Here is an 11,917-nt window from a genome sequence, read left to right as displayed (position 1 = left end):
TTATGGGTAAAAGAGAAAGAGTTTATTTGTCTGTTGAGGAGATGCCAAAATACTGGTATAATGCATTAGCTGATTTGCCATTTGAACTTGATCCGCCTTTAAATCCACAAACTAAGGAAATAATGAAACCAGAAGAATTAGAGGCAATTTTTCCAAAACCAATTGTAGAGCAGGAAGTTACAAAGGAGAGATATATAAAGATTCCTGATGCAGTTTTAGAGGAATATGCAATTTTCAGGCCAACACCACTTATTAGAGCAACTAATCTTGAAGAATACCTTGAAACACCTGCAAGGATTTATTATAAATATGAAGGTGTTTCTCCAACCGGTAGTCATAAGACTAATACTTCTATTCCTCAGGCATATTATAATAAAATTTCTGGTGTTGATATTCTTGTCACTGAAACAGGTGCTGGACAATGGGGAAGCGCTTTATCTTATGCAGGTCTAAAATTTGGATTGAACATAGAGGTATATATGGTTAAGACAAGTTTTGAGCAAAAGCCAATGAGGAAACATCTTATTAATCTTTTTAATGGTAAGGTTACTCCAAGTCCAAGTTTAGATACTGAATTTGGTAAAAAGATGATTTCAATGGATGAAGATAATCCAGGTAGTTTAGGAATAGCAATTAGTGAAGCATTGGAAGTTGTATTTACCAAAAAGAATGCAAAATATGCTCTCGGCAGTGTTTTAAATCATGTTTTATTGCATCAGAGTATAATAGGACTTGAAATTAAGAAACAGCTTGAAAAGATTAATGAAAGTGCTGATGTTGTTATAGGATGTCACGGTGGAGGTTCCAATCTTGGTGGAACAATTTTGCCGTTTGTTCCAGAAAAACTTTCTAATGATAATATTAAATTTCTTGCATGTGAGCCGAAGTCCTGTCCTTCTTTAACTGAAGGTGAGTATAGATACGATAATGGTGATACTGCAGGTTTAACTCCATTAATGAAGATGTATACATTGGGAAAGGAATTTATTCCTCCTAAGATTCATGCAGGTGGATTGCGTTATCACGGTTCTGCACCAATTATTGCAAGGTTAAAACACGAAGGGCTTTTAGATGCTGTAGCTTTTTCACAGGATGAAACTTTTGAAGCTGCAAAATTGTTTGCGAAATTAGAAGGTATTGTTCCAGCTCCTGAATCTTCCCATGCAATTGCTGGTGCAATTAAGGAAGCAATTGAAGCAAAAGAAAATAAAGAAGAGAAGGTTATTGTATTTACATTGTCCGGTCATGGGCTTCTTGATTTAACAGCGTATTCTTAATAAAAAAGCCAGCCAGGATTGATCCTGGCTGGCTTAAATTATAGTATAAACTCATTTATTATCACAATATATTCTAATTTTTAAGGTTCCACTTTTGTTTATGCACCTATTTCAAGAAACTTAAATTGTGAAAGATATAAATTGTAATAAAATCCTTTTTTAGACATTAGTTCATCATGATTCCCGGATTCAATGATTTTTCCATTATCAATATAAAATATTCTATCGGCATTTCTAATTGTGGATAGTCTATGAGCAATAACAAATGATGTTCTACCTTTTAATAATTTTTTAATCCCATCTTGTACTAATTTTTCTGTGTGTGTATCAATATTTGATGTCGCTTCGTCTAAAATTAAGATTTTTGGATTTGCGAGTAAGGCTCTTGCAAAAGAGATTAATTGTCTTTCTCCAATTGATAATCTTACACCTCTTTCGTTAACTTTTGTATCATAACCTTTTTCTAATTTCATAATAAATTCGTGAGCATGAACAGCTTTAGCAACATTGATAATTTCTTCATCTGTGGCATCCAATTTTCCATATCTAATATTTTCTTTTATAGTATCTGAAAATAGAAATGTATCCTGCAGCATAATTCCCATTTGAGAGCGTAAAGATTCAAGATCCACGTTTTTAATATCTATTCCATCAATTAATATTTTACCTTTTTGGGGATCGTAAAATCTGCTAATTAAATTAATTACAGTTGTTTTTCCTGCACCGGTTGGTCCGACTAGAGCTATAGTTTCTCCTGCATTTACTTTAAAAGACATGTCTTTTAATATAATTTCTTTATCGTATGAAAAATATACATTTTTAAATTCAACTTTTCCCTTTATTTCAGGCATAATTCTGGCATTTTTTGAATTAACAATAAGTGGTTTAGTATCCAGTATCTCAAATATTCTTTCTGCTGCTGAAATATTGGTAACAAGCGAGTTATAAAAATTACTTAAATTCATAATAGGTCTCCAGAACATACCTATATAACCAATAAAAGCTACAACAGTTCCAACGGTTATTTCATTTAAATCTATCATTTTGGTACTTAAATAAAATACAACAACACTTCCAATCCCCCAGGAAACCAAAACCATTGCCCAGAACCAATCATTTATTTTTACAGCATTAACAAATGAATTCATCTTTTTTTGAGTTAAAAATCTGAATTTTTTATTTGTTTTATTTTCAGCAGTAAACGATTTAATAATTCTAATTCCTGATATATCTTCATGTGTAAAAGCATTTAATTCAGAACGGTTTTTTCTATAATTCATCCATCGTTTTCTACTAATGTTTTCAATTAGAAATAAACCAAAAAGCAGAAATGGTAATATTATCATTGATGCAAGGGCTAGTTTAAAGTTCATCGAAAACATTATTATTGCTACAAAAACAAGAGTTAAAAATTCAGGTACTAAACTTGTTATACTATTAGAAAATAGTTGTTGAAGTGAATTTACATCATTCACAACACGTGCTAAAATTTTTCCTACAGGTTTAGTATCAAAAAAAGAAAATGAAAGTTTTTGTATGTGTTCGTATAATTCATGTCTAATATTCACAACGATTTTATTTGTAATTTTACCCATTAATATAATGCGCATTCTTGAAATAAAAAGTGAGAGCAGGTTTAAAAACATTACAGCTACTCCAACTATTATTAAACCGTTGAGATTATTATTTGCAATGTATTTATCTATAGCTATTTTAAAGAAATAGGGGTTTATTAAATTAATACCCATTACTATAATCATAAGAAAAATAACCATAATTGTTTGTTTAAAGAACGGTTTTAAGTATGAAAATATTCTTAAAATAGTTTTTGTTTTTTCAAATTTTAAATTCATTTATACCACCTCATCTTCAATTAAATCCTCAAAGTCCTTAAATTGCTCAGCATAAATTTCATAATATCTTCCTTTCATATTTAATAATTCATCATGTGTTCCTCTTTCGATGATTTCGCCATTATCAAGATAAATTATTTCATCGGCATTTTTTACAGCAGAGATTCGATGAGCAATAATAATTTTTGTGTTTTGTAGTTCTTTTGAATATATACTTTTTAATAATTCATATTCTGTATCCATATCAAGAGCTGAAGTTGCATCATCAAAAATTATTATAGGAGCTTTTTTTATAAGCGCTCTTGCAATTGTTAATCTTTGTTTCTGGCCTCCCGATAATCCCAACCCTCTTTCTCCAATAATTGTGTCAAATTTTTCTGGTAATTTCATAATAAAATCATAAGCCTGTGCTTCTTTACAGGCGCTTATTATTTCTTTATCATCAATATTGTCTTTTCCATATTTTATGTTTTCTTTTACTGTATCTGAAAATAGAAAAGTATCCTGGAAAACATAGCTTATATTTTTTCTAAGTGTGTTTAAAGAAAAATCTTTTATATTTATTCCGTCAATTAAAATTTCACCTTCATCGATTTCATAAAATCTGGATAATAAACTTATTAATGTACTTTTTCCACATCCAGTTGGACCCATTATTGCAAGTGTTTTTCCAGGTTTAATCTTAAAATTTATATTTTTTAATACGTATTCATTATCATATTTAAAACTTACATTTTTAAATTCAATCTCACCATTTAATTTTTCAATCTTTATTCCTTTAAAATCTTCCGTATCTTCCTTTAAAATTTTTTCTATTTTTTTAGCTGAAGCATTTGCCTGAGAAAAAATATTGGAAAGCCATCCTATTAGTCGCATTGGCCATACAATCATCCACATATAACCGTTGAAAGCAACAAGAGTACCAATAGATATATTTCCTTTTATTACTAAAGCTCCACCTACAGTTACAACTAGTATTAAAGCGCCATTGCCAAGAAATTCAATTGTGGGAAAATATTTGCCCCATATTCGAGATTTTTCAAGATTTAATTCATAGTTTTCGTTATTTAATTTTAAAAATTTCATGATTTCATATTTTTCTCTTGCAAAGGCTTTAACAAGACGAACGCCAGAAATATTTTCCTGAGCTGTGGTATTTATCACAGCAGCCTGATCGCTTATCTTATCAAATGCTTTTCCTATTTCATTTTCTAATTTAGTTGCAAGATATGCAATAGCAGGAGCTGAAATTAAACTAATTAAAGCGAGTTTCCAGTTTAAATAAAATAAAACAAGACTTCCAAGAATAAAATATAATGCAAACTCAACAGCAATACTTATTCCAAAACCAAGAGCATTCCAGATATTATCTACATCTTCTCCTATTCTGGACATTAATTCTCCAGTGTTAGTTTTATCAAAATAGGTAAAAGGTAACTTTTGAATATGTTTAAAAAGGTCGTTTTTGATATTTTTGCTTATCTGAGAACCAGTAAAATCAAATAAAAATTCCTGAGAATACCCCATTAATGCTCTGAAGATAGTTATAAAAAATATACCGGCTAAAACAGGAAATAATAAGTTTCTTTTCCCACCAACGATAATGTCATCTATAACAATTTTATTCAGGTATGGGAGTATCAGCTCTGCTGATACTCCGCCAATTAGGCATAAAGATGCAATAATAATAAATCTTTTCTGTTGAGAAACATATTTTAAAATACTTTTCATGATATAACCTCCTAAATCTGTGAGCGTTTTAGTTCAATTAGAATATCTTTTAACTTGTCCATAACGTCAAAACCTTCATAATATGATGTTTTTTTGTTTTTCAGCAAAAAATCATGCTTATACTTTTTCATAAAAATCCCCTCCTTAAATTTTGTGAAAAATTTATAAAAAAGGGCTATGGTATAAATACACCATAGCCCTTTATGTAGATAAATATAAAAAATGGGCTATGGTGTGATAACCATAGCCCAAATTTTATGTCTATATTCAACAACAATTGACCTTTATTTGAGCGAGGTTATCACATGAAGTAGACACACTTCTCCCACTATCAAATTGTAATAATTCAAATCTTACAAATGCTAATTTATTCATGTGATACCCTCCTTCCGTGAAATTTTTCATTATTTACAATATAACATATTTTTTTTATATTAAAAAATGCTATAATAATTAATAGATTGGGATTAAATGTGATTATTTTAAATTATACTAAAAAATCTAATTTATTCTAAGCTAATAAAAATTTTTTCCATAAATTGATCAATATTTTATTCAAAAATTAACGTATATATTTTAAATGGTTTATATTCAAATTCATTTTCTGAAAGAAGGTGTTTTTCATCTAAAAGTATATTGGATAAATATACATTATTATACATATGTTTTATATTAAACTTGCACATTCCTCTTTTACCTTCAACCTCTACAAGCCTTACTATTAAATTATTATCCTTTTTAAAAACAGCTACAACTTTCAAAGGATTAAAATCGAGAATTTTATCTTTTAGTTCTACTTTCTTTTTTAAAATTCTCAAAGGCTTATTTATCTTTTCTGCTTCTTCGTTTATTTCTCTAATATTATTTGAATGACTCATAATAGAATACATTAATTCATGTTTCCCTTCATCTGCATATAAATCTGGATATATTGGACCATGTATTAAAGACAAACCAAAAACATTATTATCGATTGAGGTGCTATAAATACCATTATTTAATATAGCCACTCCAAAATCCGGTTCTGAAATATCAAACCATCTGTGCATATATACTTCAAACATTGCCTGTTCATATGTAGTATTTTTATGTAAAGGTCTTGTTATGTAACCTCCTGATATATCAAATCTTGCATATCTTGAAAATACATCTATTGGAAATATAGCTTTCAATAATTTTTTTCTCAAATGCCAGTCGATTTCTGTTTTAATATCCACTCTTTTTGAGTTTTTGGCGAGCGAGATATATTGAATTATTTTTGTTGTTTCATATTCGTATTCGAGTTTAATAACCTTTCTTAATTTACCACTTTCCACAACCGAAATCTTTTTTGCTTTTAATATTTCTCCAAATTTTTTGTAATTATAATCTATATCCCATGCTCCCCATGCAAATGGAATATCTTCATACAGCGTCAATACATTCCCTTTTCCTTCAAAAAGATTTCTATCTTTCTTTTTATCGTATATTTCAATTCCATCATTGTATACCATAACCAGATAATACTCATTTTCCAAAATCAAATCATCATCTTCTTTATAGTTATCAATTATAGGTTCTCCGCTTTCCAAATTTCGATTAGAAAATGAAGGTATAGATTCTATTTCATAAATATATCTTCCATCATATGTTTTTTGGGCAGGTAAATTATATTCATTTTCACTTTCAAAATACATATCACTATTATAATTACTGTAATTAATTAAAACACATTCCTCAGAATCATTTAAATTCCTATCTATAATATCTTTGCAATTTTTAATTTCCATTTTCAACGTATCAACAGCTTCGTCATATACTTCCTTAATGGAAGAGCCTGGAATAATATCATGAAATTCCCTGGTTAATAGCTTCTTCCATATATCAGAAAAATCATATTCAATATTATTAATTGCCAAAATATATTCTGCAAAAAACAATTCATCCTCCAGCAACTTATGATATTTTTTCATATTCAATTGAGTAAAATGTGTTGCTCTGTGAAATTCAAAATATAATTCATTATCCCACACAGGAATTTCTTTATCTTTTATACTCTCGTTTAATATCCTGAAAAATTTATCGCCAGTTGTTGGTATTAATTCCGGAACATATGGTAGATTATTAGTTACTTCAAAATCCATCATATGTTCTTCGGACGGACCTCCACCACCATCACCATAACCATAGGTTAATAATGTTCCATCAAAGATTTTTCTATCTCTGAAATTATTAAAAGTTTTTATGGCACATTCTGCATCTAAGTAACCATTATATCCTCCTTTGGGATTATAAAAACTATGATATAACACTTTAGTTCCATCTATGCCTTTCCAATAACAAATGTCATAAGGGAAAGGATTTTTCTCATTCCATGTTAGCTTAGTTGTGAAAAAATAATTTATTTTTGCCTGTTTAATTATTTGAGGCAATATCCACGAAAATCCGAATACATCGGGCAACCAGCAGACAGAAGTATATTTATCAAATCTTTCCTTAAAAAATCTTTGTGCATAATAAAATTGTCTGATCAATGATTCTATAGATGGAATTTTTGTGTCTGATTCTACCCACATTCCGCCGTTGGGATCCCATTTCCCTTTTTCAACTAATTCTTTTATTTTCTCAAACAAATCCGAACCTTCTATATCTTCATACATTTGTGCGCTGGATTGTGTAAATGTAAATTTATCAAATTTTTCTGCCAATAAAACAGCATTAGAAAAGGTTCTTAATATTTTCCTTTTTGTTTCTTCTATAGGCCATAACCATGCATAATCTATATGTGCATGACCTGTTACATAAATATTTCCAATTTTCGGATATTTGCTTCTCAAATCTTTTAACCTTAATTCAAGGTACTTCAAAGCTTCTGATACATCCAGATTCCCACCGGGAAATTTATTAAACCGTGGTCTGGACCAGATATTTGAAAGTTGCCTATAATTTAAATTCATTCTTTCAATAGAGTTCAAATATGTATTTGTTTCTTTGGGAATACTTATTATTCCAAAAGTTTTGTCTATTAAATCTGACAATTCATCTATTAATGCAGTATCATCAGTATTCTGCATTATCTGAGATATACCCGTAAAATATCGTATTAATTTTTTAACTTCAAAGTTTATTTTTATCAAATTTGCCCTTTCAAAAATAGCCTTTGAAGGTCTTCCAAATAAATTATATGGAACAACTTCAGCCTCTATCAAATGCTTTCCAGAAGGTAAAGCAATTTCTCTATGATATTCATTTATTTCACCATATGGTTTTCCATCAACTTTTATTAACGTTTCGCCACCAAACCAGAACTCTCCGTAATATTCATTTGGAATATCAATCTCTTTCTTAAATTTTACAGGGAAATGATTATAATCCCAATTATAACCAATATTAACTCTTTTTGACACATCTTTCTGAGTGAAATCCCAATCATTAATTTCAATGATTTTCATATATTGATATGGCAATAATTCTTCTATAACATTATTAATTCTTTTAATTTCATTATTTAATTTATGATACATCTTCTTCCCTCCCAGATTTTAAAGCTGTTAAAGCCCCCTTTTGTGTGCAAACCAATCCACCTATTTCATTGGCAAACTTTGCAATCTTAAAATAATCATTTTCTCCCCGGGCTATCCTATATAAAAATGCTCCTACAAAAGCATCTCCTGCTCCTGTAGAATCTACAGCCTTAATTTCAATACTATCTATCTTTCTAATATCTTTCCCATCACTTATAATTGATCCTTCTTTTCCCAGAGTAACCGCTACCATTTTCGCTCCAATAGAATGAACAAATTTAATCCCTTTTTCAATACTATCTTTATTTGATAATAATCTCAATTCTTCCTCACTAAATTTCACAAAATCAGAATATTCAATTATTCTTTTGCTTAAAGAAATTAGTTTTTCTGTATCTTTCCATAAATCTTGCCTATAATTCATATCAAAAGAAATAAACTTCTTATTCTTCCTTGCAAATTCAAAAACTTTAAAATAAGTTTTTTCTAATTCATTTCCTAAAAAAGCGGTTGCTGAACCAAAATGAAAAATATCATATCTTTTTAAAATATCCATATCTGGCATTTTTAAATTACCATCTGCACCCCTAAAAAACACAAAATCCCTTTCACCATCATCCATTAAAGAAACAAAAGCCAGTGTAGTATTAAAATTATTATCAAAAGTAATTAAAGATGTATCCACATTAAATTTCTTCAATTCATTTACCAAAAACAAACCAAAAGGATCATTTCCCACATTTCCTAAAAAAGAACTTTCTCCACCCAAAATAGATATAACAGCAGCAACATTAGCAGGAGCTCCTCCAGCTTTTTTCTCAAATCTATTTCCATCCATTATATTTTTATTTTTGTCAAGACATATAAAATCTATAAGCAATTCCCCTATGGTTAAAACTTTTTTCATAACCTATCCCACCACCAATCCACATTAAAATTAACATACATATCTTTTAATATAATTTTACCATAATTACGAAGCAACTTGCTTCGTAATTTAGATATTAAGAAATTTTTCTTATAGAAAAAACAAATAGTGCAACAAACTGTTGCACTATTTCATGTTGAATATTAAATATTATCAGTCATTATTAAATATATTGTTTGATTATACATCTATTTTTTATGGATTATAATAATTATCTCAAAAAGAGTGGTTAAAAACTATTATTTTATATTTATCTTGACTGTTTAATCCATCATCACCTGCTTCATCAGTAAATACAAATAATGTATCACCTTTTTCTATACTTCTTTTTAAATCATCCCCAACTTTATTTATTTTATTGTCAAAAATCATTTGTTCATTCAAAAGAATCACCTTCTTAAAAATATACTATTATAGACTTTCAAAATACTTTTTAATTCTTTCAGCCATTAGTTTTCTTCTTTGCTCCAAAAATTCATGATACCTCATTTTCCAGAATTCCTTCGGTAAATCATATTCTGTATAGATTTTATTTATTTCTTCATTTGAAAGATTTTTTGTTAATATTTCCCAGTATTCTTCAGGAGCTTTATCTCCAATATTTATATTATTTTTATAGTCAAGATAAATCAAATTAGCAATTTGATTTATTTCTTTTGTATCCGTAATTCCAATATTTTTTAAATAATTTTTTGGAAATATATGATGCCTTTCAATTGTTTTCTTTTTTTCTTTTATAAATCCACTTCTTCTTTCTCTTATTTTGGTCTTAGAAAAAGGAATAAATTTATCTTCATATATTAATGCAGCATCATATATAGAAAGTGCATATGTTGAAGTATTAGAGGTTATTAATTTTTCTTTAGGTAAAGTAATTTGCCAGAAACTTTCCGTCAATTCATTATTTATTATATTATTTAACACTTCTACAAAATTACCATTTTTTATTCCTAATAAATCTTTTTCTATTATACTTTCTGGGGAACCAGAATATCTTTGAGTAATTAAAGAGAAAACAAACCATTTTTTTATAATTTTTTCTAATTCATGAAATTCAATTTTTTCTTTTCCAATAAGATATAAAACATATGTAATAAAAAAAGCTATTTTAGAAGTTATCATATCTTCATTGACAAATCCCGCATCATATATTATTTTTATATAATCATGCCAATTAACTAGGTTTAAAACTTTTTTATGACCTTTTTTAAAAAGATCCATGTTTTTAATTCTTAATTCTTCTGAAAACACTCTATTTTCAAAATCTCTTCCTTTTAATATTAGATAAGCATATTTTAATCTTCCTCTCAAAAATGAATAACCGACTATACTTCTAACCAGATGTTCTGGATTTGGTTTAATTTGTATTAGGTTAAAAGAGGATTGCTTATCTTCAGAAAACTTTTGCGACATTTCACAAAATTCTTCTATTTCCTTTCTTCCCTCATCCCAATAAACAGACATTAAAGTCAATATAAAATCTGATTGATTCAAGGTTTTTCCCTTGCTGTTAATTCTAACAAAAATTTCTGCTACTTCTTCTGGATCTAATTCTGAAGAAAGTTCTAAAACAGAAAAAGTATAATTTGATATGCTTCGTAGTTTTAAAATTCTCTCAGCAACAAATTCAAGTTTATCATCATTATTTTCTATTTCACTATTTTTTTTGAGTAATTTTCTCTGATATTCTGTTATAAATGAATATGTTGAACTATTAAAAACCTGACTTATGTCGGATATCCACTCTGGATTTTTTTCTAATGCAGCATTACTTACTTCAAACTTTTCTTCAAAAGGATTAAATGCAATTTTTATTTTAATCTCTTTAAAATTTTTATTTATTATAGGTTTATTCATTATTATCGAATATAATGAAGTTAATCTTTGTTGACCATCAATTACAAGATATTTTGGATCCCTAAGTTTATTATTTCCAATTGAATGAAATTTATCAACATTTGTTACTTCCCAAAGAATGATTGTTCCTACAGGTAATCCTTTGTATAAAGAGTCCACCAAATCCCTAACTTTTGTTTGATTCCAAACAAAAGGTCTTTGAATATCTGGAAGGGCTATAATTCCGCTTTCAATATCTGAAACCAAATTATACAATTGGTAAGTTTTTTGATTAAAAACCATTGTCGAATTATTCACATTAATACACCTCTTTTTTATAATTATTTTCTATAAACAAAAAATTAACTTAATTGTACTTTTATTATATCACTATGTCTTAAAAAAGCAAAATTTTTTGGTGTTTTTAAAAAGTAATTTTCTGGATATTTTATTTTTGATTTTTTTATAACAAAATCCCCGTTTAAACGGGGATTGGAGTGGAAATATTAAATTTTTTCAATTACATAATCATCAATATTCCTCTTTTCAGAATTAATATTCATTCCTATAAGATATATTTCTTTGCCTTTGTATTTTTCATAGTATTTCATTTCTTTTATTTGTTTTAATGCTTCGTCGCTACTTTGATCCAGTTTTATCTCAAATAAATATATCCTGTCGTCAAAATCTATTACTAAATCACTTCTTCCAAGATTTGTCAATTCTTCTGCTTTTACATCTATTCCTGCCGAGGCTATTATTGTAAATATCAATGAGTGATAATATTTT

General features: G+C 28.1%; 8 protein-coding genes. 1 reads left to right on the top strand and 7 read right to left on the bottom strand.

Going from position 1 to position 11,917, the window contains the following annotated elements; translation table 11 throughout:
* Positions 1-2: 2 nt before the first annotated feature.
* Positions 3-1,277: a TrpB-like pyridoxal phosphate-dependent enzyme gene (locus tag XO11_RS01900; protein WP_175418083.1), complete on the top strand. Its 1,275-nt coding sequence runs from the start codon at positions 3-5 to the stop codon at positions 1,275-1,277.
* A 98-nt stretch (positions 1,278-1,375) separates the two neighbouring features.
* Here XO11_RS01900 and XO11_RS01895 read toward each other — a convergent pair whose 3' ends face one another.
* The 7 genes from XO11_RS01895 to XO11_RS01865 all read right to left on the bottom strand — a co-directional run.
* Positions 1,376-3,130 carry an ABC transporter ATP-binding protein gene (locus tag XO11_RS01895; RefSeq protein WP_175418082.1) on the bottom strand — a complete coding sequence of 585 codons (1,755 nt, stop codon included), beginning with the start codon at positions 3,128-3,130 and terminating at the stop codon, positions 1,376-1,378.
* Positions 3,131-4,861 carry an ABC transporter ATP-binding protein gene (locus tag XO11_RS01890; RefSeq protein WP_175418081.1) on the bottom strand — a complete coding sequence of 577 codons (1,731 nt, stop codon included), beginning with the start codon at positions 4,859-4,861 and terminating at the stop codon, positions 3,131-3,133.
* Between the two features lie 551 nt (positions 4,862-5,412).
* The gene (locus XO11_RS01885; protein ID WP_175418080.1) at positions 5,413-8,364 is read right to left on the bottom strand and encodes a glycoside hydrolase family 38 C-terminal domain-containing protein; all 2,952 of its coding nucleotides are present in this window, start codon (positions 8,362-8,364) and stop codon (positions 5,413-5,415) included.
* On the bottom strand, positions 8,354-9,271 hold the full coding sequence (locus XO11_RS01880) for a carbohydrate kinase (protein WP_175418079.1): 918 nt from the start codon (positions 9,269-9,271) through the stop codon (positions 8,354-8,356). Before XO11_RS01880 ends, XO11_RS01885 begins: the two co-directional genes overlap by 11 nt.
* Before the next feature lie 237 nt (positions 9,272-9,508).
* Positions 9,509-9,676 carry a hypothetical protein gene (locus XO11_RS01875; protein ID WP_175418078.1) on the bottom strand — a complete coding sequence of 56 codons (168 nt, stop codon included), beginning with the start codon at positions 9,674-9,676 and terminating at the stop codon, positions 9,509-9,511.
* A gap of 27 nt (positions 9,677-9,703) precedes the next feature.
* A complete protein-coding gene (locus XO11_RS01870; RefSeq protein ID WP_175418077.1) occupies positions 9,704-11,446 on the bottom strand; it encodes a DUF262 domain-containing protein in 1,743 nt (580 codons plus the stop codon).
* 188 nt (positions 11,447-11,634) lie between these two features.
* Positions 11,635-11,917: PD-(D/E)XK nuclease domain-containing protein (locus XO11_RS01865; protein ID WP_175418076.1), on the bottom strand; the 283-nt coding region annotated here is incomplete at its 5' end.

The sequence above is a fragment of the Marinitoga sp. 1138 genome, from assembly GCF_013363265.1.
Lineage (GTDB): Bacteria > Thermotogota > Thermotogae > Petrotogales > Petrotogaceae > Marinitoga > Marinitoga piezophila.
This window is presented reverse-complemented; position numbering and strand designations above follow the sequence as displayed.

Bases quoted from the DNA above. Each gene is read 5' to 3' on its own strand.
- XO11_RS01900 (WP_175418083.1), top strand. From the start codon at position 3: ATGGGTAAAAGAGAAAGAGTTTATTTGTCTGTTGAGGAGATGCCAAAA.
- XO11_RS01895 (WP_175418082.1), bottom strand. From the start codon at position 3,130: ATGAATTTAAAATTTGAAAAAACAAAAACTATTTTAAGAATATTTTCA.
- XO11_RS01890 (WP_175418081.1), bottom strand. From the start codon at position 4,861: ATGAAAAGTATTTTAAAATATGTTTCTCAACAGAAAAGATTTATTATT.
- XO11_RS01885 (WP_175418080.1), bottom strand. From the start codon at position 8,364: ATGTATCATAAATTAAATAATGAAATTAAAAGAATTAATAATGTTATA.
- XO11_RS01880 (WP_175418079.1), bottom strand. From the start codon at position 9,271: ATGAAAAAAGTTTTAACCATAGGGGAATTGCTTATAGATTTTATATGT.